At 34.5% G+C, this 22,066-nt stretch carries 23 protein-coding genes and 1 other RNA gene; all 24 read left to right on the top strand.

Going from position 1 to position 22,066, the window contains the following annotated elements; translation table 11 throughout:
- Positions 1 to 46: 46 nt before the first annotated feature.
- The 24 genes from gpsB to BBS29_RS05860 all read left to right on the top strand — a co-directional run bounded on the left by gpsB (position 47) and on the right by BBS29_RS05860 (position 22,055).
- Positions 47 to 367, top strand: coding sequence for a cell division regulator GpsB (gpsB, locus tag BBS29_RS05970; RefSeq protein WP_040928122.1), 321 nt, complete (start codon positions 47 to 49; stop codon positions 365 to 367).
- A gap of 7 nt (positions 368 to 374) precedes the next feature.
- An RNA gene (gene rnpB, locus BBS29_RS05965) (RNase P RNA component class B) lies at positions 375 to 748 on the top strand.
- A gap of 85 nt (positions 749 to 833) precedes the next feature.
- Positions 834 to 1,955: a THUMP domain-containing class I SAM-dependent RNA methyltransferase gene (locus tag BBS29_RS05960; RefSeq protein ID WP_068130110.1), complete on the top strand. Its 1,122-nt coding sequence runs from the start codon at positions 834 to 836 to the stop codon at positions 1,953 to 1,955.
- Positions 1,955 to 5,311 carry a dynamin family protein gene (locus BBS29_RS05955; RefSeq protein WP_068130107.1) on the top strand — a complete coding sequence of 1,119 codons (3,357 nt, stop codon included), beginning with the start codon at positions 1,955 to 1,957 and terminating at the stop codon, positions 5,309 to 5,311. Before BBS29_RS05960 ends, BBS29_RS05955 begins: the two co-directional genes overlap by 1 nt.
- On the top strand, positions 5,298 to 6,146 hold the full coding sequence (locus tag BBS29_RS05950; RefSeq protein WP_068130105.1) for a sulfurtransferase: 849 nt from the start codon (positions 5,298 to 5,300) through the stop codon (positions 6,144 to 6,146). The genes BBS29_RS05955 and BBS29_RS05950 overlap by 14 nt, the downstream gene beginning before the upstream one ends.
- Entirely contained in the window at positions 6,136 to 7,008 is an 873-nt protein-coding gene (locus tag BBS29_RS05945) for a 5'-3' exonuclease (protein ID WP_068130102.1), read from the top strand. The genes BBS29_RS05950 and BBS29_RS05945 overlap by 11 nt, the downstream gene beginning before the upstream one ends.
- Positions 7,008 to 7,400 carry a ribonuclease HI family protein gene (locus BBS29_RS05940; protein WP_068130099.1) on the top strand — a complete coding sequence of 131 codons (393 nt, stop codon included), beginning with the start codon at positions 7,008 to 7,010 and terminating at the stop codon, positions 7,398 to 7,400. The genes BBS29_RS05945 and BBS29_RS05940 overlap by 1 nt, the downstream gene beginning before the upstream one ends.
- 62 nt (positions 7,401 to 7,462) lie before the next feature.
- Positions 7,463 to 7,732: a NifU N-terminal domain-containing protein gene (locus tag BBS29_RS08525; RefSeq protein ID WP_246827345.1), complete on the top strand. Its 270-nt coding sequence runs from the start codon at positions 7,463 to 7,465 to the stop codon at positions 7,730 to 7,732.
- 35 nt (positions 7,733 to 7,767) lie between these two features.
- Positions 7,768 to 8,565, top strand: a complete 798-nt coding sequence (locus BBS29_RS05935) for a virulence factor (protein ID WP_257009092.1) — start codon at positions 7,768 to 7,770, stop codon at positions 8,563 to 8,565.
- Complete coding sequence (locus BBS29_RS05930) at positions 8,565 to 9,002, top strand: BrxA/BrxB family bacilliredoxin (RefSeq protein WP_068130097.1); 438 nt, start codon at positions 8,565 to 8,567, stop codon at positions 9,000 to 9,002. Before BBS29_RS05935 ends, BBS29_RS05930 begins: the two co-directional genes overlap by 1 nt.
- A gap of 201 nt (positions 9,003 to 9,203) precedes the next feature.
- Positions 9,204 to 10,157, top strand: a complete 954-nt coding sequence (locus BBS29_RS05925) for a thymidylate synthase (protein ID WP_068130094.1) — start codon at positions 9,204 to 9,206, stop codon at positions 10,155 to 10,157.
- Between the two features lie 12 nt (positions 10,158 to 10,169).
- On the top strand, positions 10,170 to 10,652 hold the full coding sequence (locus tag BBS29_RS05920; protein ID WP_068130091.1) for a dihydrofolate reductase: 483 nt from the start codon (positions 10,170 to 10,172) through the stop codon (positions 10,650 to 10,652).
- Positions 10,645 to 11,196, top strand: a complete 552-nt coding sequence (locus BBS29_RS05915) for a DUF2140 family protein (RefSeq protein ID WP_068130088.1) — start codon at positions 10,645 to 10,647, stop codon at positions 11,194 to 11,196. The genes BBS29_RS05920 and BBS29_RS05915 overlap by 8 nt, the downstream gene beginning before the upstream one ends.
- A 12-nt stretch (positions 11,197 to 11,208) precedes the next feature.
- Positions 11,209 to 11,730, top strand: a complete 522-nt coding sequence (gene msrA, locus BBS29_RS05910) for a peptide-methionine (S)-S-oxide reductase MsrA (protein ID WP_068130086.1) — start codon at positions 11,209 to 11,211, stop codon at positions 11,728 to 11,730.
- The gene (gene msrB / locus BBS29_RS05905) at positions 11,730 to 12,149 is read left to right on the top strand and encodes a peptide-methionine (R)-S-oxide reductase MsrB (protein WP_068130080.1); all 420 of its coding nucleotides are present in this window, start codon (positions 11,730 to 11,732) and stop codon (positions 12,147 to 12,149) included. The genes msrA and msrB overlap by 1 nt, the downstream gene beginning before the upstream one ends.
- A gap of 4 nt (positions 12,150 to 12,153) precedes the next feature.
- Positions 12,154 to 12,375, top strand: a complete 222-nt coding sequence (locus BBS29_RS05900; RefSeq protein WP_068130076.1) for a YozE family protein — start codon at positions 12,154 to 12,156, stop codon at positions 12,373 to 12,375.
- A gap of 10 nt (positions 12,376 to 12,385) precedes the next feature.
- Positions 12,386 to 13,102: a purine-nucleoside phosphorylase gene (deoD, locus tag BBS29_RS05895; protein WP_068130073.1), complete on the top strand. Its 717-nt coding sequence runs from the start codon at positions 12,386 to 12,388 to the stop codon at positions 13,100 to 13,102.
- Between the two features lie 21 nt (positions 13,103 to 13,123).
- Positions 13,124 to 14,668 carry a S41 family peptidase gene (locus BBS29_RS05890; RefSeq protein ID WP_068130069.1) on the top strand — a complete coding sequence of 515 codons (1,545 nt, stop codon included), beginning with the start codon at positions 13,124 to 13,126 and terminating at the stop codon, positions 14,666 to 14,668.
- 60 nt (positions 14,669 to 14,728) lie between these two features.
- A complete protein-coding gene (locus tag BBS29_RS05885) occupies positions 14,729 to 15,799 on the top strand; it encodes an undecaprenyldiphospho-muramoylpentapeptide beta-N-acetylglucosaminyltransferase (protein ID WP_068130066.1) in 1,071 nt (356 codons plus the stop codon).
- Positions 15,800 to 15,801: 2 nt separating this feature from the next.
- Positions 15,802 to 16,419 carry a phosphatase PAP2 family protein gene (locus tag BBS29_RS05880; RefSeq protein ID WP_040928105.1) on the top strand — a complete coding sequence of 206 codons (618 nt, stop codon included), beginning with the start codon at positions 15,802 to 15,804 and terminating at the stop codon, positions 16,417 to 16,419.
- A gap of 21 nt (positions 16,420 to 16,440) precedes the next feature.
- On the top strand, positions 16,441 to 17,064 hold the full coding sequence (locus BBS29_RS05875) for a GNAT family N-acetyltransferase (RefSeq protein WP_083286822.1): 624 nt from the start codon (positions 16,441 to 16,443) through the stop codon (positions 17,062 to 17,064).
- 97 nt (positions 17,065 to 17,161) lie between these two features.
- Entirely contained in the window at positions 17,162 to 17,830 is a 669-nt protein-coding gene (locus BBS29_RS05870) for a response regulator transcription factor (protein ID WP_068130063.1), read from the top strand.
- Between the two features lie 23 nt (positions 17,831 to 17,853).
- The gene (locus BBS29_RS05865) at positions 17,854 to 19,179 is read left to right on the top strand and encodes a sensor histidine kinase (RefSeq protein WP_257009091.1); all 1,326 of its coding nucleotides are present in this window, start codon (positions 17,854 to 17,856) and stop codon (positions 19,177 to 19,179) included.
- Positions 19,180 to 19,274: 95 nt separating this feature from the next.
- Positions 19,275 to 22,055 carry a 2-oxoglutarate dehydrogenase E1 component gene (locus BBS29_RS05860; protein ID WP_068130057.1) on the top strand — a complete coding sequence of 927 codons (2,781 nt, stop codon included), beginning with the start codon at positions 19,275 to 19,277 and terminating at the stop codon, positions 22,053 to 22,055.
- The last annotated feature ends 11 nt before the right edge of the window (positions 22,056 to 22,066 follow it).

Below are 22,066 nucleotides of genomic sequence, written 5' to 3'. Positions count from 1 at the left end.
AAATGATTTTATCACTTATCAATATGACAACTAAGAGGTGAAAAAAATGAGTGAATACTCTCTTAACTTGTCTGCAAAAGATATTTTCGAAAAAGAATTTGAAAAAACACTTCGCGGGTATCAACCAATTGAAGTTGATACATTTTTAGATGATGTCATTGCAGATTATCAGCGTATGGCAGATATGAACAAAAACTTACAAAAACTTGAAGAAGAAAACAAACGTTTAAAAAAAGAAATCGAAGAGTTAAGAATTAGAGTCGCGACGCGTTCACGTAGTGATGTGTCAGACAGTCAAAACCAACATATCGATATTTTAAAACGTCTTTCTAATTTAGAGAAAAAAGTATTTGGACAAAGTAAATAATTCCCGGTGGATCGGATAATCGCTAAGGAAACTTAGAGGAAAGTCCATGCTCACACAGTCTGAGATGATTGTAGTGTTCGTGCTTGACGAAACAATAAGTCAAGGTAGCAAATTTTGCTAACGGCAGTTTAACTTTCTAAGTCGTAAGATATGAAAGAAAACTTGAAAGTGCCACAGTGACGATGTTTTACGGAAACGTAAAAAGTGGAACGGGTAAACCCCTCGAGTGAGCAATCCAAATTTGGTAGGAGCACTTTTTCTCTGGAATTCAACAGAAGAAAGAGATATTACGAAAGTAATATAGACAGATGATTATCACTATTGTGTGAGTGTAATCTAGTGCACGTTAGAACACATTAGTACAGAACATGGCTTATAGAGAAGCCGGGCTAGGTGACTCTCCGTATATGTATATGGAGAGTCTTTTTTTAAATATGTATAAACACAATATAAAGGGATGCGTAATATGAAATTTAAATTTTTAGCGAATACGCCAATGGGACTTGAGCGTGTTGTTGCAAATGAAATCGAGTCACTCGGGCTTGAGACGACTTTAGAAAATGGACGCGTATATTTTTCAGGCGATGAAAAAACAATTGTCGAAACGAACTTAAAATTACGAACAGCAGAACGTATCCGTATTATCATTGGGGATTTTAAAGTCACGACGTTTGATGGTCTCTTTGAAGCTGTCAAAGATTTACCATGGTCAGATATTTTAGGCCCTGATGCGAATTTCCCTGTGACAGGTCGCTCACATAAATCAACGTTATATTCTGTACCTGACGTACAGCGTATTACTAAAAAAGCAATTGTTGAACATTTAAAAGAAGCATTTAAGCTCGATGGTAAATTACCTGAAACAGGTGCGCGTTATAAAGTAGACATTAATATATTAAAAGACAGAGCATTACTCACAATTGATACGTCAGGAGATGCGTTACATAAACGCGGGTATAGAGTTCTTCAAGGTGACGCACCGATTAAAGAAACTCTTGCTGCAGCGATGTTGCAACTCGCTAACTATACTGGTGAAAACCCGTTAGTTGATCCATTTTCTGGATCTGGAACAATCGCGATTGAAGCGGCGATGATCGCTAAAAACATTGCACCTGGTTCAAATCGAACATTTGACGCAGAAAAATGGGACATTATCCCTGAAGAATTATGGTCAGATATAAGAAATCAATGTGAAAATGACGCTCTTTACGATAAAGATGTCGAAATATATGCGAGTGATATCGACGAACGAATGATTGAAGTATCAAAGCAAAATGCAGATGAAGTCGGATTGTTAGAAGAAATACAATTCAGCGTAAAAGATGTCCATGATATTGACCATTTAAAAAATCATACACAAATCGTCACAAACCCTCCTTACGGTGAACGTATCGGAGAGGCTAAAGCAGTCGAAGATATGTACCGCAAAATCGGACAATTAATGGAGCAAAATGATACGTTAAACGTTTATTTAATGACGTCTAATAAAGAATTTGAAATCATTATTGGAAAACGTGCAACACATAGAAGGAAATTATTTAACGGCTATATTGAAACAACTTATTATCAGTACTGGGGTAAAAAGTAATGGTAAACGATGATACTTTAAATATTTTATATAAGATTCGAAAAGAAATTAGTAAATCTAACAACAAACAACTTTTGTCAGAAATCGATTATACGATTAAAAAAGTTTATGATGACTTATTTGTCGTGTCGTTTATCGGACATTTCTCTGCCGGGAAATCGAGTTTAATTAACTATTTATTAGAAGATGAAGTGTTGCCTTCTTCTCCGATTCCTACGACGAGTAAAACAGTGCAAATAGAAATCTGCGATGAGACACGTGCGCGTGTCTATATTGATAAAAATCACTACGTTAAACTTAATGACTTAAGCGAAGTAAAACAAATTAACAAAAAAGACGTTGAGATTGAATACGTTAAAATTATGCATGATAGTAAAAAATACAATGATACGTTCGTGTTTCAAGATACTCCAGGAGTGGATTCAAAAACATCAGCACACGAAGAAAGTACGCATAAATTTTTACTCAACTCAGACTATGTATTTTTTACAGTAGAGTATAACCATGTCGAAAGTGAATCAAATTTATCATTTTTAGAAGAAATCGCATCTTATAATATTCCGTTTTCTTTAATCGTCAACCAAATCGATAAACACGACGATAGTGAATTATCATATGATACGTTCATTAATCGCTTAAAGTCGACATTATCAAACCATCATATTCATCCAGAACATATATTTACTACGTCGATTTACGGCACACCATACCGTCAAAACGATCAATTAGAATCATTTTTAAAAGAATTAGACGATTCAAGAGCGTCGTTTAAAAAGCTGTATCATGAACGAATCATTCAAAATATCGAGCAAAAGCATATCGAATATTTAGATGATCAGTTAAATAGTTTAGACGTAGATTCAGAAATAGATTCAGATCTAAAAACACATATCCATTATTTACTAGAAGAAAAACAAGCACACGATGCGTCACATATTAAAAGTGATATTCATAAATTAACTGAATACGTCGATGCGCATGCGAAAGATATTGTAAGTAATAGTTACTTATTCCCACATGACGTAAAGGATAGTATACGAGAGTTCTTCAAAATCAGTACTGGGGACGTACAAGTAAAAGGCTTATTTGGGAAAAAGAAAAAGTTACAAGCGATGAAAGAAGATCAAGTAAAGATTGTGCATCAACTGATGCAAGACGTTATTGATCGTCAAATTAATACGCAAATCAATGACTTGTTTTTAGAGCTTAAAATCTCTTCAAACGAATACTTTAAATATGAGTATCACCACGCTTTACTTACAGATTATGAAATCGTTGAAAGTAATGAGAAGGTTTTAGATGTCTATTTAGGAGAATTAAAACAAATGATTTCTAAAGAAGTAAGAAATCTCCTTAAAGTATTTATAAAACAATTAGATATTAAAGTTCATGATGTTAAAGCAGATGATACGGTAGACGAAGAATTAAATCGTTACAAAAAAGCACTTCAACTCGCTGAGTTAAAATCTGTATTTTTATCTGGTAGCTACAAACATTTATATACGCATGTCGAAGATGAATTAAAAGCATTAAATGAGAACATTGAATTGTCACTCGATACGATAAAAGATTTAACAGAGAAAAAAGAAGACGTTGTGAGTTATGACTTTAAATCAACAGCATTAGATACAGAAAAATTTTATAGCATTACCGATTTAATCAAAGAGTCAAATAACTATCGACATATTTATAAATTATTAACGAATAAACTTAACCGTTTAAAGCATAACGAAGCGAATATCAGTGTATTCGGTGGATTTAGCGCAGGGAAAAGCACTTTTATCAACGCTTTATTAAAAGAAAAACTTCTTACGACAAGCCCTAATCCAACAACCGCTTCAATTACTGAGATTAGTAACAGCGATAAAAGTTATATTCAATATAAATCTGAGGAATCAATCGTTGAATTGTTAGAATCCGTAACTGGAAAGAGCAATTTATCGTTAGATGACCAGGTCAAACATTTAAATAAAATGGATGTGCCGAAATTATTTGTACCACTTAAAAATGGTGTGAATGAAAATTTAGAGACGTATCGACCACTATTCGGTCAAAAGATCGAAACGACTCGAGAAGACATTGATTATAAAACGAGTGAAGACAGACATGCGATATTTATCGATAAAGCGTTTATTGGCCATCATGCACCGTTATTAAATCAATTTACGATTATCGACTCACCAGGTATTAACTCGATAAACGAACGTCATACACAAGAAACTCACCAAATAATTGCAAATAGTGACTTAATCATTTACGTATCGTATTTCAACCATGTGTTTACACAGTCTGATGCGCAGTTTTTAAAGTATATTCAATCGATTAAAGGAAAAGAGTTTCCGTTATCGGTCGTTATTAACGCTGTTGACTTAGCAAAAAATGATAAAGAAATTGAAGACGTTGAAGCGTATATGCATCAGTCACTAAACCAATTAAAAATTCAACATCAGATTTATGGTGTTTCAAGTAAATCTGCATTAGAACATGAAGATGCATCATTTGAAGCGGTGAAATTAGCATTTTTAAAAGATGCAAAAAATAAATCAAAAGAATTACTTGCACTATCTCTTGATGAAAACATTAAGCAGTTTATCGAATTACTTAAATCAAATATTAAACAATTCAATGAAGGTGAGTCGTATATAAACACTCTTAAAGAAAACCGTCAAAATACGTCTCATTTGTTAAATGACTTTACAGCACATACGGTCAAAAATGAAACAGTGAATGAAATCGAAAATTTATTTGCATTCATACGAAAGCAACTAGAGCTTAAATTGTATGATTATCTATCATCTAATATTTCGATGAACGACGTTTCTAAAAAAATGTTAAGTGCAAATCGTCAGTTAATTAAAAACGATATTGAGCAGTATGTAACGATTGAAAGTAATACAATTATCAACAACGTGTATAGATTTATCGATGATTTAGTAAATCAACATATCAATGATTTTAATGTTAAACTGAGAGCAAGCAACGTTGTAGACACGCTACAATATCCAAAAGTAGAACAGCATCAAGTAAAAGTTTCAGTAAATGACACACAGGTGAACGCGGAATTAAAACGCTTCGAAAAATCTGTTAAAACGCATAAACAACTGAGAGAGCAATTATTAGAAGTGAGTAAAACGATTGTAGATTCTATTCAATTAGACGCACTAAAAGATAACGTCATTCAAAATGCGACGTATTATTTTAATGATATCGATCATAAGTTGTTAGAAGATAAAACTAGAGTATTACAGATGTTAAATACACCAATCGAAGCACCAGATGAAGTAATGTACAAAGAAAGTATCGATTTATTAAACGAAATACATTCAATTGTAGGTGAAGAAAATGACAATCATTAATGAAAAAGAGCTACTAGAATTAGACCCTTCCACATTATTACTTGTCGACACGAGAAACGTTATGGGGAACGAAGAGAAGACAAAAGAATTAGTACTTAATGATCCGGTTGAGAATACGATTCACATTCAAGAGAATCCATTTATCGTTGAAGCGGATGGCCATAACAATGGGAGAAGCCCTATACCAACAGCAGGTGTCGTGAAAGGATTATATGATGCATTAAGTCAACCAGGTAAAGAAATTGTATTGTTTGCGAACGACAACAGTTTCTTTCATACACGTTTATATGTTGTTTTTAAACTATATGGCTATGAAACGACGCTATATATCGGTAGTTTAGGTGTGCTAAAAGAAGTTGCGAAAAAAGTTGAATATAATGACGTAACACTACCAACTGTATTTGAAGATGTTGATCAATTACCTGATGAATCTTTATATGCGACGTTTGAAAATGTTAAAAACAGCATAAAAGATCCGAAGCATTTATTAATAGATGTACGTGAACGTTCGCGTTATCTCGGTGAGGGAGATAACATGGATAGTAAAAGTGGTCATATTCCGACAGCCGTTAACATTCCAAATACGACACTATTTAAAAACGGTACGATGTCGTTAGACGTCTTACATGATGAATTAAAAGACATTAAAAAGTTTGATTCAGTGACTGTCTCTTGTGGGTCAGGAATGAGTGCAACACCGATGTTTACGTTTTTACATGAAAATGGCATTCCCGTAAAATTATATGGTGGTAGTTTTTCTGAGTGGATTCGTGAAGATGAACCGATTGTCACGAAAGAAACGACGCTAAAGGAACGTGTATTAAATATTGAGTAAATTATTAATTGTCGACGGAATGGCTCTGTTATTCCGTCACTTCTTTGCAACAAGTTTTAGTAATCAATTTTTTTATAACAGCTTAGATCTACCAACAAATGGTGTACAAGGGACAATTCGTCATATTTATAAAGCAATTGAGATCATTCAACCTGAAAAAGTAATCATTACGTGGGATATGGGGAGTGAGACAGTTCGAACAGAATGGTATGAAAATTATAAATCTAATCGACCAGCACCACCAGAAGAACTCGTTCCTCAATTTGATTTAGTGAAAGATGTACTTGCCGAGCTTGATTTTTATCAAGTTGGGTTAAAAGGGTATGAAGCGGACGACCTCATCGGAACGATTACAAATCATTATGATGATACGGTGATTATTTCTGGAGATAAAGACCTTTTACAAGTCATTAATGACGATAACGAGTTATGGCTAACGAAAAAAGGATATACAGAATACGATATATATAATCTAAACCGTTTTACTGAAGAATTTTCAATTACACCACATCAATTTATCGATGTAAAAGCGTTAATGGGAGATAGCGGTGACGGATACTTTGGAGTCACCGGAATTGGTGAAAAGACCGCGTTAAAACTCATCCAAAAACACCAGTCCTTAGACCATTTACTAGAAAATTTAGACACCTTAACAAAACGTCAAAAAGAAAACATTTTAAAAGACTACGACCATTTAATACTCAGCCGACGACTCGCTGAAATTATTACGGATGTTCCGATAAATGTTAACGATGTGATTCAGTATAGTGATTATACATTTAATCTTGACCGTACGTTACAAGTGCTTGATAAATACGATTTAACAATCGCAAAACGATATGTAGAAGGGTTAGATTTATAATGGCAACGGTACACATCGATGCAGCAACGCGTCAACATCCGCACATTTCTGTTGGTGCAGTGATCATCAAAGATGAAACTACACACGAATTTACATCAGTGTTTCATCATATAGATAACAATGAAGCAGAGTGGGCGACGTTAATCTTTGCTCTTGAAAAGTGTATTGAATTGAATATTAAACAAGCAATAATTTATACCGATTCACAAATTGTCGTCGATTCAATTGAAAAACGTTTCGCAAAAGATCCGCGCTTTAAACAATATTTAACAACATACGTCAATTACGAGACTAAATTTAATTTATTATTAGTTTCTTTTATCACACGTGAGCACAATAAACACGCAGATCATCTCGCTAAAACAGAGTTATATAAATATTTAAACAAATAAAATTAAAAAATATCTCTCAAAATAGTATAATGTCTGTAATACGTAAAATAAGGAGAAAGTATATGAATATTATCAAAATCGAACCAACACCAAACCCAAATACGATGAAAGTTGTTTTAGATGAGCAAAAGCCAGATATGAAATCTTCAACACATAGAGAAGTAAGTCCAGAAAATCCGGACTTCATCAACCGTGTACTTGAAATCGATGAAGTGACTAGCGTATTTTACGCTCTAGATTTCATATCTGTAGATAAAGATCCACGTGCAGAGTGGGACGTTGTTATTCCTAAAATTGAAGCTCAATTTGAAGGACAAGATACAAAAAAGTAATTGCGCACGTCGACGAACACTTTGGCGAAGTAAAAGTGGAATTACTAACATTTAAAGAAATTCCTTATCAAATTAAACTTAATGATGGCGAAGTGAGAGAAGCGTTAAACAATGACTTTTTAAACGCTGTAGAAGCTGCCACACTTCCTGAAGAAAATATTATATTTAGTAGAAAATGGGAGTCTATCGGATACTATTATGGTGAGCTTAATGACGTTCTAACTGAAGTAAAAGAAGAAATCGGTGCCCTTTATACAAAAGAGCGTTTAACTCATCTTGTAAAGGCTGCTAAAGAAAATAAACAACCAGAACCAAAACGCTATTTTAAAATTGATTTAGATACTTTCGAGCAAGAAAAAGATTGGAAGAAGAGACTCTATTATTTAAATCACTTTGATACACCGAATGAAGGCGATTATGAATTATTAACGTTTGCGTTAAACGATTCAAAAGTACAAATTCGTCGTATGGCAGTTTCACTTCTAGCAATGATTGAAAAAGAGGAAACTTTAAATTATTTAAAGCAGGCGCTTCAAGATAAATCCGTTACTGTTCGTAGAACAGCAGGAGATGCATACAGTGATCTTGGTCTTAAGTCTGGTTTAAAAGATATGTATCCGTTACTTGATGATAAAAGTCCAATCGTTCGTTGGCGTGCAGCGATGTTTGTATATGAAGTCGGTGACGATTCTAGTCTTCCATTTTTATATCAATATAGAGATGATTCGTCATACGAATGTAAATTGCAAAAAGAACTTGCGATTTCAAGAATTGAAGAAGGCGAAAGAGCACTTGGAAGTGTCTGGAAACAAATGGAAAAGAGGAATCAATAATGAATCCATATGAAGCATATATGAATGAACTTGTTGATGCTTATAGAAAAGACCTAACAAAATACAATTTTGAAGAATTCACAACTAAAGAAGCGGTCAAAGACTTTATGGACAATGTAAATGACGATGAAACGACTTTCGTTGTTATCAATAGTATGTGTGGATGTGCAGCAGGACTGGCACGACCAGCAGCACGTACAGTCGCATTACAAAACCCAAATACACCAGATCATTTAGTGACTGTTTTTGCAGGACAAGATAAAGAAGCAACTGAAGAAATGAGAACGTATATTGGTCAGGAACCTTCGAGCCCATCAATGGCATTATTTAAAGGTAAAGAGTTAAAATACTTCTTACCGAGAATGTTTATTGAGGGCAGAGAAATTGAAGATATTATGATGGATTTAAAAGACGTCTTTGACGAGTATTGTCAATAAAAAAAGGAAAGCACTGATTATGCTTTCCTTTTTAGTCTATTAATTAGTATTATTCAAAAATACACATCGAAATCATGTAAAGTGAAAGTAATACTAATCCAGTAAACATTACTGCTTCCATCCGGAACACTCCTTCGCTTGAAGTATATATGATTACTTATATTATATTAAAAATACCGAGTAAAAGAAAGGAAGATTTTTATGAATACTTTTGATCAAGCGTATCATAACTTATTACAACATGTACTAGATACAGGAACGACTAAAGATGACCGCACAGGAACGGGTACAATTTCAACTTTCGGATATCAAATGCGTTTTGACTTAAGTAAAGGTTTCCCATTATTAACGACAAAACGTACATCGTTTAAACTGATTGCGACAGAACTCATTTGGTTTATGCGTGGAGATACGAATATCAAGTATTTACTTCAGTACAACAACAACATTTGGAACGAATGGGCATTTAAACGTTATGTAGAATCTGATGATTATCACGGTGAAGATATGACAGATTTTGGCCGACGTGCGTTGAAAGACGAAGCGTTTAACGAAGTATATCAACAAGAAATGGAAAAATATAAAGAACGCATTTTAACAGATGATACATTCGCTAAAAAGTATGGTGAACTCGGAAATGTATATGGTAAACAGTGGAGAGATTGGATCGGACCAAATGGAGAGTCTGTCGACCAACTACAGAACTTAATCGATTCGATTAAAAATACTCCATATTCTAGACGACATATCGTCTCAGCATGGAATCCTGCAGAAATTGAAACGATGGCATTACCGCCATGTCATACGCTGTTTCAGTTTTACGTAAACGATGGTAAGTTAAGTCTACAACTTTACCAAAGAAGCGCGGACGTATTTTTAGGTGTTCCATTTAACATCGCGTCATACAGTCTATTATTGCTACTCGTCGCAAGAGAAACAGGACTAGAAGTCGGTGAGTTCATTCATACTTTTGGTGATGTTCATATTTATCAAAATCATATCGAAGCAGTTGAGACTCAACTCTCTAGAGACGGATTCGACGCACCAACTGTTAAAATAAATACAGATAAGTCAATGTTCGATCTAGAATACGAAGACTTTGAGCTCGTCGATTACAAAAGCCATAAAAGCATTAAAGCACCAATTGCGGTCTAAAGGAGATAAATAATGTTATCGTTAATAGTAGCATATGCAAATCAAAACGTTATCGGATTTAAAGGCGATATGCCGTGGCGCTTGCCACATGATTTAAAACGTTTAAAAGAAATTACAACAGGACATACAATCGTAATGGGAAGAACGACTTATGAGTCACTTGGGAGACCACTACCAAATAGAAAAAACGTCGTCTTAACGAGTCAAGATATAGATGATGACGGTATTGAGATTATTCGTAGTCTCGATGAAATCAAATCTTTAGACGGTAAAGTATTTGTATTCGGTGGAAGCAAATTATACGATGCAATGATTGATGAAGTAGAAGAGATGTACGTCACTGAAATTTATGAATCGTTCGTTGGAGATACGTTCTTCCCAGAATATGACAAAAATGATTTTGAATTAGTATCAAGAGAAGATTATGACGTTTCAGAAGAAGTAAATTATCCGTACGCATATTTACATTACGTAAAGAAGGATTCTTATGAATAATATTTGGAAAGTTTTATTTATAATATTATTTTCCATTAACGCTATAGTTATTGGGACAATTGGTTATAAGGTCATAACGTTACCAGATTATGACCAATTAAGTGAGCCTAGCACACAGTCAAAAGATTCGAACTTACAAGTCGTTGCGAACAACGAAACAATTGAAAAAATTATCAATGACAACATAGACGATAATATGTACGTCAATGTTTCAACAAGTGGCATCGAAATTGAAACGTTATATTCTGTTTTAAACATCGATGTTCCAGTAAATGTTTCAATTGAACCACTTGTAAAAGACGATCAGATTATTTTACAATTAAAAGATATTGATATCGCAAGATTTTCAGTCAGCTTAGATTTAATATATGATACACTTAAAAACCATGTAACATTAGATAATGGCATGGAATTTAGTGATGATGCACCAGAGATTATTATCGATTCAAAAGTTTTTAAACAACAACTTGAATACGACGTTACTATCGATGAAATTGATTATAAAAATGATAAGTGGTATTTTTCAGTTGATGGATTATTTTAGAGGAGTGATATGATGGCAAAAGCGACATTAGCAGGTGGTTGTTTTTGGTGTTTAGTTAAACCATTCGACCAATACGATGGTGTAAATTCAGTAACAAGTGGCTACTCAAACGGCCACAAAGAAAATCCGACATATGAAGAGGTTGGATCTGGTACAACAGGTCATACAGAAGCGGTACAAATTGATTTTGATCCAGATGTTATTTCATACCGTGAAATTTTAGAAGTGTTCTTTAAAACATTTGACCCAACAGATAATGATGGACAATTCGGTGACCGTGGATCGATGTATATGCCTGCTGTCTTTTATCATGATGACACTCAAAAAGAAGAAGCAGAGAAATATATCGATGAATTAAACGATTCAAAAGTATTTAACGATCCTGTGATTACACCTGTGTTACCGTATAAGAACTTTTATGCAGCAGAAGATTATCATCAAGATTTTTATAAGAAAAACAGTGCACATTATAATGCGTTTTATAAAGGTTCTGGTCGTAAAGGGTTTATTGAGAAACATTGGAGTGAAAACTAATGAAAAAAGACATTTCTGAACTCACTGAAATGGAATATCACGTCATGAAAGAAAATGGTACTGAACCACCGTTTCAAAATGAGTATGATCAGCACACTGAAGCGGGTATATACGTCGATAAATTATCCGGTCAAGCATTGTTTAGTTCGACGGATAAATATGATGCTGGATGTGGTTGGCCATCATTTACACGTACAATCGATGAATCTGTCTCTGAACATTTTGATGATTCATTTGGAATGCGTCGTATTGAAGTACGTAGCGATACGTCTGATTCACATTTAGGTCATGTATTTAATGATGGCCCTGTCGAATCAGGGGGAATGAGATATTGTATTAACTCTGCTGCATTAACTTTTATTCCAAAAGAAGAGTTAAAAGATACAGATTACGAAAAGTATTTAACATTGTTTGAGTGATACTATGAAAAGTTATTCTTTTTATCAGTTTATGAAAACAAAAGTCGGTGAAAAGAGTGAAAGCGGAGTGTTCGCTACACACGTAGTGAATGATTTAGATTTCCCCAAATTTTCTACTGACTATAATAATATTTCAGACTATCTAGAAAAAACACCATACGACGGTGCGTCATTACACACGTTTGATACTTTATTTGAAGAATATGAAAATTGGTTAAAATATTAGGAGGATGAACATGAGCATTCATATTGGTGCAAAACAAGGCGACATTGCAGAAACTATTTTACTACCAGGAGATCCGTTACGTGCAAAATACATTGCAGAAACATTTTTAGAAGATGTTACACAATTTAATGAAGTAAGAAACATGTTCGGTTTTACTGGAACATATAAAGGAAAAAGAATTTCTGTTATGGGTACAGGAATGGGAATTCCTTCTATCTCTATTTATGTCCATGAGTTAATGCGTGATTACGGAGTTAAAAACTTAATTCGTGTTGGTACTTGTGGTGCGATTAAAGAAGATATTAATGTACGTGATTTAATTATCGCTCAAAGTGCATCGACTGATTCTAGTCAAAACACGAAATTATTTAATAATATCAGTTATGCACCGACTTCAGACTTTGAATTACTCGCGTCCGCTTACAATGAAGCAACGAAACGCGGAACGAACGCGATTGTCGGTAACGTATTTACAGCTGATTCATTTTACGATGAAAAAGGAAACATCGAACAACTTGCAGAATACGGTGTACTTGCGTTAGAGATGGAGTCAAGCGCATTATTTACAATTGCTAAAAAATATAACGCAAGAGCGCTGAGTATTTTAACAGTATCTGACCACGTAATAACAGGTGAGGAAACTTCAGCAATGGAAAGACAGACGACATTTAATGAGATGATTGAAATTGCATTAGATGCTGCTCTTCCATTTGCAGAATCATTGTAATATTAGAAATTAGGTGAAACTGTGAACAACGAAATACCAAAAAGTAGTCATCGTTTAAAAGTCAGTTTAAATATATTCTGGTTTATCGTCATCATACTAACGACGATTTTTCTCTCTGTATTAATTACCGCACTAAGTTTAGGTGGAAAAACGGAACGCGCAGTAAACGTCGGAACTGATACGAGACAAGAGTTCGTTAAATTATATAACGTGTACGACACTCTATCTTCAGAATATTATACAGACGTTGACAAAAAACATTTAATTGAATCTTCGATTAAAGGTATGGTGAATGGTTTAAACGATCCATATAGTGAATACATGCAAGCAGACGAAACAGCTGATTTTGAAGAATCAATTACCGGCGAATTTTACGGTATTGGTGCTGAAATTATGCAAGATGATCAAAACGTTATCGTCTCAAGTCCAATGAAAGGCTCGCCAGCGGAAAAAGCAGGCGTTCAGCCTGGAGATAAAATACTCGCAATTGACGGAGAGTCAATTAAAGGTTGGTCTTCACACGAAGCTGTTCAACTTATTCGTGGTGAAGAGGGTACGGATGTCACGTTAACGATTCAAAGAGGTTCTGACAAACCATTTGACCTCGTTATTACTCGTGAAAAAATTCATATCGATAGTGTAACTTCAGAAATAAAAGATGATACTTCACATATTAGTATAAATCGATTCCAACAAGACACTGCGAAAGAATTAAAGCTTGCACTTGAGGATGCTAAAGAGAAAAAAGTTAAAGACGTCGTACTAGATTTTCGTTCAAACCCAGGTGGTCTATTAAACGAAGCTGTTGAGATGATTAATTTCTTCGTAGATAAAGGCGAACTCGTCTTATATCTCGAGCATAAAAATGGTGACCGTGAAGAGATATATGCTGAAAATGATCGATTAGTAAAAGAAGATGACTTTGACAACATCTATATTTTACTTAATGAAGGTTCAGCAAGTGCGAGTGAAGTATTTGCTGGAGCGATGCGAGATTTAACGAAAGCTGAAATCGTCGGTACGAAATCATTTGGTAAAGGTATCGTACAAAGAACGAGTGAATTCAAAGATCAATCATTAGTTAAATATACGAACACGAAATGGTTAACACCAAATGGCGACTGGATTCACGAAAAAGGTATCGAACCTGACTTTGTAATTAACAATCCAGATTTCTATCGAGTGAAGTTCTTAGATAGAGAAGATGCCTATATTGAAACACAAGAGAACGATGATATTATTACGATTAAAGTGATGTTAGAAGCGTTAGGTTATAACATAGAAACAATGGATAACGTCTTTGACGCTAATTTAACAGACGCTGTTAAAAATTATCAAAAAGACAATAACTTAGATGAAAATGGTATCGTTACAGGGGATACGACAGCTCAATTAATGAAAGATATTCGTGAGCACATCCAAGATAATGACACTCAATACGATTATCTATTAGATTATATTAAAGGCGAAAAGTCTAAAGAAGATATTACAAAAGAAATGAAAGAAGAGTCTAAGTACATTCCTGTCGATGATTCTCGTAAACGTTCAAATCAAGAGGATGAATAATTCATATAAACACCGTGCATATGCATGGTGTTTATCATTATTTAAAGAAAGAGGATACATATGAAATTAAATGATGATGTAGTCGTATTAACAGGTGGAGGAACAATCGGTCACGTCATGTTAAATACGTTAATCGCACCAGAACTGTTAAATGATAACGTAAAGCCATATTATATCGGATCTAAAACAGGTATTGAAAAAGAAATTATCGAAAAATCCGGTATCGAATACTACAGCATTTCAAGTGGTAAGTTACGACGCTATTTATCATTTGAAAATATTAAAGATGTATTTAAGGTGACAAAAGGCATTTTTGATGCGAGACGTATATTAAAAAAGTTACAACCGAAATTCGTCTTTTCAAAAGGTGGTTTTGTGTCAGTACCAGTTGTACTCGCAGCAAAAAGTTTGAATATACCCGTCTATATTCATGAGTCAGATATTTCTCCAGGACTAGCGAATAAAATTGCTGGTAAATTTGCTAAAAAGATATTTGTCACTTTCGAAAAGACGTTAAACTTTGTCGATTCAAATAAATCTGAGTATGTAGGACCTGTCATTCGTGAAGAATTGCTACATGGTAGTAAAGAGATTGCAGAGAACATTACTGGACTAGATCCGAATCAACCGACAATTATGTTTATCGGAGGGAGTTTAGGGGCAAAATCTATAAACGATTTAGTGCATAACCATTTAGATACTTTTGTAGACCAATACCAAGTCATTCATATAACAGGGCCAGATAATATGCGTGAAGATATTAGTCATCCTAACTATCGTCAATACGAATTCGTACAACATGAACTCGCACATTTCTATAAAATTTCTGACGTCGTGATTTCACGTAGTGGAGCAAACGTTATATACGAATTACTACTCCTTAAGCAACCGATGCTTTTAATCCCATTACCGTTATCTCAAAGCCGCGGAGATCAAATCGAAAACGCTGAGTACTTTAAAAGTAAAGGTTATGCTGAAACTCTTGAAGATGAATCCATAACTCCAAAACGAATCATTGACAATATTATGAAAATCGAAAATAATAAACTAAAATACATTAAAAATATGGAGACATTTACAGCGGGGATGACACCAAAACGCTTAACAGAACATCTACTTAAGGAGGAGTAAATATGAGTCGTGCCAAGAAAATATCACTGTTTATCGTATTTACTCTAATATTTGGTGTGATTGCAGTGTTTCACGAATCACGTGTCGGTCGTTTTATCGACCGCGAAGTGTATGAGTTTATCTATGCGTCAGAAAGTTTTTTAACAACTGCATTATTTTTAGGGGTCACTCAACTCGGTGAAGTCATCTCAATGATTATTCTCTCAATCATTGTCATTGCGATTTTACTGTTATACAGAATGAACATTCACGCATTGTTTTTGGTCGTCTCAATGTTAATGTCTAGCATTTTAATTCCTGTTCTGAAACATTCATTCGACAGAGAGCGTCCGGCGTTTTTACGCTTAATTGAAATTGGTGGATTTAGTTTTCCAAGTGGACACAGTCTCGGTTCGACCATATTTTTCGGAAGTTTGATGGTGTTAATAAAACATACGAATTTAAATCATAAAGCTGTACTGTATGCACTTTGTGCTGTCGCAATTTTACTTATTTGCTCGTCACGCGTATATCTCGGCGTCCATTTTCCAACAGACGTTCTCGCAGGCATGGCAATCGGAGCAGCGACAGTTTCTTTAGTATCATGGATATTCCATGGAAAATTTAAAGATATAAAATAATTCATGAAGTAGGTGGATCTATTGATTACTCATTTATATGAATCAATCACTCTTGAGAATGACAGAATTAAATTAATTCCGATGCAGTTGTCCCACGCAAAAGATTTACAAAAGGTAAACCATGAAAGTATATGGACGTATATGTTATATCAAGCTATCACTGAAGAGCAGATGACTGAATGGGTCTCAAGTGCAATAGATTCACGCAATAACATGCAGGCAATTCCGTTTGTCGTCATTTTAAAATCAACAGATGAAGTGCTCGGTAGTACAAGAATTCAGCATATCGACTATGAACGACAAAGTTGTGAAATTGGTGCCAGTTGGTTTGGAACGAGTGCACAACGTACTTTTGTCAACTCTGACTCAAAGTTTTTACTGCTCGAATTTTGTTTTGAAGTAATGGGTATGATGCGTGTTCAAATTCGTGCTGATGAAAGAAATGTGCGTTCAAATAAAGCAATCGAGAGACTCGGATTTACAAAAGAAGGAGTCTTAAGAAAAGAACGTGCACTCCATGGCATACCTAGAAACTTAGTCGTATACTCAATAATTGATGATGAATGGCCAGAAGTGAAAAAGAACTTAATCATACGACAACAAAGCTATAGTAATGATACTCCAGGTAAAGTTTCTGGTGTGTAATAGAACTCCGGTTAAAGTTTTTGCTTTAATCGGAGTATTTTTTATGATAATTTTAGAGATAATATTCAAAATGATATAGTTAACTTGAGGTGAGACGATGCCAAACATTTTAGTTGTCGAAGATGAACAAAATTTAGCACGTTTTCTAGAGCTTGAACTCACTTATGAAGGCTATGACGTAGAAGTAACGTTCGACGGATTAAGTGGGCTAGAACATGCTTTAGACAAAGATTACGACTGTATATTACTCGATTTAATGTTGCCAGAGTTAAACGGATTAGAAGTATGTCGTAAAATTAGAAAAGAAAAAGACACACCAATTATTATGATTACAGCAAAAGATACAACATATGAAAAGGTAATTGGCTTAGATTATGGCGCAGACGATTATATCGTTAAACCATTTGAAATTGAAGAGCTACTCGCACGCATTCGCGTCATTATGAGACGCAGAAAAGTACACGAGTCGAATATATTAGAATCAAACGGTATAACAATTGATTTATCAGCATATAAAGTACTCGTCAATGAAACAGAACTAGACTTAACAAAAACAGAATTCGAATTATTACGATTACTCATTGAAAACGAGAATATTGTATTAAAACGTGAGACGATTCTAGATCAAATTTGGGGATACGATAACGAAGTTGAAACGAACGTCGTTGACGTTTACATTCGTTATTTACGAAATAAGCTCAAACAATATGACCTCGATAAAATTATCGAAACTGTTCGGGGTGTTGGGTATGTGATTCGAGAATGAAAACCTCTCTAAGATCAAGGTGGATGCGGTTAGCAATTTTGATAATCACGGGTTCTTTTATTATGTTCAGTACGTTCTTAATTTATGCAACGAGTATATATTTAAAAGATTTACAGTACCGTGCAGCTGATAGAAGCGCCTCTGAATTATATTCTTTGTATTCAACGACACCGATCAACGCGATTACTGAACGCGAAATTTATACGAGTCTTTATGATAATCAAAAATTTGTACTCTTTACGATGAGCGGTGAAGAAGTGTACCGTTGGCCGAGTAAGGATCAGTCTTATAATGTACCACGTGAACAAATTATTAACCCGGATTTTTATCCGATGGAAATCAATGACAAAAAATATATCGTAAAAACTGTCATGATAGAATCAGAATATTGGAATGGATATATTGCAATCATTCACCCGATGCAAGAGTATTATACAATTTTACAAATGATAATTATTATCGCAACGATTATCGCATTTATGTCGATATCCGTGACATCTGTCATTAGTTACTTTATTTCTGGACAAATGGTACGTCCAATATACCGATTTACAAAGCAACTTCAGTACGTTGAAAATAACGGGTTTTCTGAACGTCTCGATTTACGAACGAATTTATCAGAAATTGATTACATGGTTGTTTCATTTAACAAAATGATGGATACACTTGAAGAGTCATTTAATCAGCAAAAGCAATTTGTAGAAGATGCATCACATGAACTACGTACGCCTCTACAGATCGTTCAAGGGCATTTAAATTTAATAAACCGATGGGGTAAAAATGATAAAGCGGTACTTGAAGAGTCACTTCAAATTTCTATCGATGAGATGGGGCGTATTACTAAATTAATTGAAGAATTGTTAGAGTTAACAAAAAATGAAAACAAACAAAAACTCGTCCTTGAGCCAATTGATTTAAACAATGAAATTTTAAGTCGCGTCAATGCGATGAGGCAACTTCATCCGTCTTATACATTTACTACTGATTTAAAAGATGATTTATATTACGCTATAAGTCAGCATCAGTTTGAACAAATACTCGTTATCTTCCTAGATAATGCCGTAAAATACGATAATAAAAATAAATCAATTCATATCGTATCTAAACAAATGAGTAATAAAATTAAAATTGAAATATCTGACAAAGGAGTCGGGATTCCTAAAGAAGAGGTCAATAAAGTCTTCGACCGTTTTTATAGAGTCGATAAATCAAGAAGTCGTGAACTCGGTGGTAATGGACTTGGATTATCGATTGCTAAAAAAATTATTGAAGCAAACGGTGGAAACGTGTATATCACAAGTAAAATTAATGAAGGAACGACAATTCATATTGAATTTCCTTTAAAGTAAAATTATATCGCTTAAGACAGGTCATTTACTTTAAAGGATAGCTTTAAAATGGTAAACTTATAGCGAGTAACAAATACACAGAAGAGGTGTCTTATATGAAAGAGAAGGCGTATGATCACGCGCCTGTTAGTTTCGGAACAAACCTTGGGTTAATCTTAGAATACTACGATATGTATTTAGAGGACCCGAATAGTGTTTCTGAGGAGATGCAAATTTTATTTGAGTCAATTTTAAACAATGATACTCAATTTAGCGCTCCGAGAACAGGTAGCTCAAGTAGCAAATTAGAGAACATTATTAAGTGGGTAACTGATATTCGTACTTACGGTCATTTAGTGGCTGACGTTTATCCGGTGTATCCTCCTGAAATTAAAAACAAACCTGATTTCAGTTTTGAAAGTTATGGATTTACTGAAGAGGATCTTAAAAACGTTTCTGTTGAAACGATTAGTCCATATTTAGTAGATACTTTTGATAATGCACTCGATGCGATTCATCATTTAAAAGATACGTATACTTCACCATTATCCTTTGAATTCTCACACATTAACAACGAAGAAGAAAGAGAATGGTTCAAAAAGTATACAGAAACAAAAGGGCAACCGAATTATGATAACGATCAAAAAATAGCACTATTTAAAGAATTATCAAAAGTTGAAGGTTTCGAAAAATATTTACAAAAAAACTTCGTAGGAGCAAAACGTTTCTCTATTGAAGGTGTAGACTCTTTAGTACCGATGTTAAATCATCTACTTAAGAAAATGGCCGAAGATAAATTACAACACCTTCAAATTGGGATGGCACACCGTGGACGCCTAAACGTCTTAACTCATGTATTACAAAAACCATACGAAATGATGTTAAGTGAATTCATGTCAACGGACGCTATGAAATTCTTACCAACTGATGAATCTCTAGCAATTACTAACGGTTGGATGGGAGACGTTAAATATCACCTCGGTGGGGTTAAAACATTAAATGATAACGATCTTGAGCAAACAGTTACACTTGCTAATAATCCGTCTCACTTAGAAATCGTTGGACCTGTCGTACAAGGTAAAACACGTGCAGCACAAGAACAAAACGATGTAGCCGGCGAAAGTGTACAAGACAAAAATGCATCATTTGCAGTAGTTGTTCATGGAGACGCTGCGTTTCCAGCTCAAGGTGTAAACCCTGAAGCAATGAACATGAGTGACCTAAATGGTTACACTGTCGGTGGTTCTATTCACATCATTACGAATAACCGTATCGGATTCACAACAGAAGAATGGGACGGTCGTTCAACGCTTTACTCAAGTGATATCGCAAAAGGATTTGATATCCCTGTATTACACGTTAACAACGACAAACCAGAATATGTATTAAAAGCAATTGAACTAGCATTTGAATACCGTCAAACATTCAACCGTGATATCGTTATCGACCTCATCGGATACCGTCGAATGGGGCATAACGAAATGGATGAACCAATGACAACGAACCCAATGCTTTACAATGAAATTAAAAACTATCCAACAATTGAACACTTATATGGTGATCAATTAGTTGAGGAATCAGTAATTTCTAAAGACCAAAAATCAGAAATTATTGATAATGTTGAAAAAGAAATTCGTTCAGCACACGATAAAATCGATAAAAACGATACGATTGTAAGTGGTGAAATCGAACATCCTGAATTCGTGTTCGGTAAACAGAAAAACGAAGCTGACGAAACGATTACGAAAGAACGTTTAGAAAAAATTACTGAAGAATTATTAACTTATAACGGTGATTTTGAGGTATTCAAACGACTTTCTAAAGTTTTAGAAAGAAGAAAGTTAGCATTTGAAGATGACTCAGCTGGTATCGACTGGGGTCACGCTGAAGCACTTGCGTTTGCTACATTACTTCAAGACGGTACACCAATTCGCTTTACAGGTGAAGATGCAGAACGTGGTACGTTCGCACACCGTAACGCTGTGTTACATGATCCTGAAAGCGGAGAAAAATATACACCGTTAAAAAATATTAGTGACGCGAAAGCATCATTTGATATTTATAACTCACCGTTATCAGAACTTGCAGCATTAGCATATGAATATGGTTATAACGTTCAAAATAAAGACGTCTTAACAATTTGGGAAGCACAATACGGTGACTTCGTAAACATGGCACAGCCAATCATTGATACGTTTATTTCTGCAGCGCATTCTAAATGGGGAGAAACGACAGGCTTAACGATGTTACTTCCTCATGCACAAGAAGGACAAGGTCCTGAACACTCAAGTGCAAGAATTGAAAGATTCTTACAGTTATGTGCAGAAAACAACATGATCGTGGCGAACTTATCATCAAGTGCGAACTACTTCCATCTATTAAGACGACAAGCACAAAACTTAAACACTGATTTAATGCGTCCATTAGTACTTACTTCACCGAAAAGTTTACTAAGAAACCAAACAGCATCTAGACCAGTTTCAGAGTTTGTAAATGGTACATTTAAAGAAATCATTTATAATAACGAAAAGCCTAAATCAGTTAAAACGGTTTTAATCGCTAGTGGTAAAGTAGCAGTTGAACTAGAAGAAAATCTTAAAAAAGAAGAAGACACTTCTAAGTTATTAATTAAATTAGAGCAACTATATCCATTCCCAGAGAAAGAAATTAAAGAAGTTCTAAGTACTCTACCAAAATTAGAAGAAGTTAGATTTGTACAAGAGGAGCCTAAAAACCAAGGTTCATATCGTTTCGTAGAACCGTACTTACGCGATCTACTCGATGACAAAATCGCTTTAAGCTATGTTGGAAGAAACGAAAGTGCATCTCCTGCAGAAGGAAACGCAGGTATTTATAAATTAATTCAAGATAGAATCATTAAAGAAGCATTGAAATAAGAGGAGAAGAT

It is taken from the genome of Nosocomiicoccus ampullae, assembly GCF_001696685.1.
Taxonomy (GTDB): domain Bacteria; phylum Bacillota; class Bacilli; order Staphylococcales; family Salinicoccaceae; genus Nosocomiicoccus; species Nosocomiicoccus ampullae_A.
The sequence above is the reverse complement of the archived record's forward strand: the minus strand, read 5'-3'. Positions and strand labels throughout refer to the sequence as shown.

Excerpts from the sequence above, each read along its gene's own strand:
- BBS29_RS05870 (WP_068130063.1), top strand. The coding sequence starts at position 17,162 with ATGCCAAACATTTTAGTTGTCGAAGATGAACAAAATTTAGCACGTTTT.
- BBS29_RS05880 (WP_040928105.1), top strand. The coding sequence starts at position 15,802 with ATGAGTCGTGCCAAGAAAATATCACTGTTTATCGTATTTACTCTAATA.
- BBS29_RS05865 (WP_257009091.1), top strand. The coding sequence starts at position 17,854 with ATGCGGTTAGCAATTTTGATAATCACGGGTTCTTTTATTATGTTCAGT.
- deoD (WP_068130073.1), top strand. The coding sequence starts at position 12,386 with ATGAGCATTCATATTGGTGCAAAACAAGGCGACATTGCAGAAACTATT.
- BBS29_RS05955 (WP_068130107.1), top strand. The coding sequence starts at position 1,955 with ATGGTAAACGATGATACTTTAAATATTTTATATAAGATTCGAAAAGAA.
- BBS29_RS05920 (WP_068130091.1), top strand. The coding sequence starts at position 10,170 with ATGTTATCGTTAATAGTAGCATATGCAAATCAAAACGTTATCGGATTT.
- BBS29_RS05940 (WP_068130099.1), top strand. The coding sequence starts at position 7,008 with ATGGCAACGGTACACATCGATGCAGCAACGCGTCAACATCCGCACATT.
- BBS29_RS08525 (WP_246827345.1), top strand. The coding sequence starts at position 7,463 with ATGAATATTATCAAAATCGAACCAACACCAAACCCAAATACGATGAAA.
- BBS29_RS05900 (WP_068130076.1), top strand. The coding sequence starts at position 12,154 with ATGAAAAGTTATTCTTTTTATCAGTTTATGAAAACAAAAGTCGGTGAA.
- BBS29_RS05925 (WP_068130094.1), top strand. The coding sequence starts at position 9,204 with ATGAATACTTTTGATCAAGCGTATCATAACTTATTACAACATGTACTA.
- msrB (WP_068130080.1), top strand. The coding sequence starts at position 11,730 with ATGAAAAAAGACATTTCTGAACTCACTGAAATGGAATATCACGTCATG.
- BBS29_RS05950 (WP_068130105.1), top strand. The coding sequence starts at position 5,298 with ATGACAATCATTAATGAAAAAGAGCTACTAGAATTAGACCCTTCCACA.
- msrA (WP_068130086.1), top strand. The coding sequence starts at position 11,209 with ATGGCAAAAGCGACATTAGCAGGTGGTTGTTTTTGGTGTTTAGTTAAA.
- BBS29_RS05915 (WP_068130088.1), top strand. The coding sequence starts at position 10,645 with ATGAATAATATTTGGAAAGTTTTATTTATAATATTATTTTCCATTAAC.
- BBS29_RS05885 (WP_068130066.1), top strand. The coding sequence starts at position 14,729 with ATGAAATTAAATGATGATGTAGTCGTATTAACAGGTGGAGGAACAATC.
- BBS29_RS05930 (WP_068130097.1), top strand. The coding sequence starts at position 8,565 with ATGAATCCATATGAAGCATATATGAATGAACTTGTTGATGCTTATAGA.
- gpsB (WP_040928122.1), top strand. The coding sequence starts at position 47 with ATGAGTGAATACTCTCTTAACTTGTCTGCAAAAGATATTTTCGAAAAA.
- BBS29_RS05960 (WP_068130110.1), top strand. The coding sequence starts at position 834 with ATGAAATTTAAATTTTTAGCGAATACGCCAATGGGACTTGAGCGTGTT.
- BBS29_RS05860 (WP_068130057.1), top strand. The coding sequence starts at position 19,275 with ATGAAAGAGAAGGCGTATGATCACGCGCCTGTTAGTTTCGGAACAAAC.